Source organism: Bartonella sp. AD328YNZD, assembly GCF_042196425.1.
Genome location: NZ_JBHIQG010000829.1, coordinates 1 through 574, shown reverse-complemented (window position 1 = coordinate 574; position 574 = coordinate 1). Strand labels below are relative to the sequence as shown.

At 40.2% G+C, this 574-nt stretch carries 1 pseudogene; it reads right to left on the bottom strand.

The features are described 5' to 3' along the window. A pseudogene (locus ACFIO3_RS15280) lies at positions 1–574 on the bottom strand (nicotinate phosphoribosyltransferase); the annotation flags it as partial.

Below are 574 nucleotides of genomic sequence, written 5' to 3'. Positions count from 1 at the left end.
TGATGATAGGTTTTTTCGATTGTATTGACATCAAGAGCATCAGAAAAAATTAAAAGTTTTTCGCGTGGATCTTTTCCTTTTTCTTTCCACCATTGAATAATACGTTCGCCACCTTCAATAGGGGGTGCACTATCAGGTCTAAACCCCGTCCAATCTGCTACCCAATCTGGAGCATCGCGTAAAAATGCTTCTGTACCAAAGGTATCTGGTAAAACAATGAGAAGATTTCCACCATAATAACGGTTCCAATCTTGCAAAACTTGATACGGAGCTCTGCGTAATTCATCATCGTTTTTGCTAAGAGCAGCAATAACCATGGGCAATTCGTGAGCATTGGTTCCAAGAGCTTCTAAATCTGTATCCATGGCGAGAAGGACATTAGACGTTCCAGTAAAAGAATTACCAATGCCTTCTTTTAATGCTTCCACACACCAGCGCTGCCATAAAAAAGAATGGCGGCGCCTTGTCCCAAAGTCAGATATTTTAATATCAGGCAATTTTTTGAGACGTTCAACTTTACTCCACATTTTTGCTTTAGCACGCGCATAAAGTACATCAAGAGCAAAACGATCTA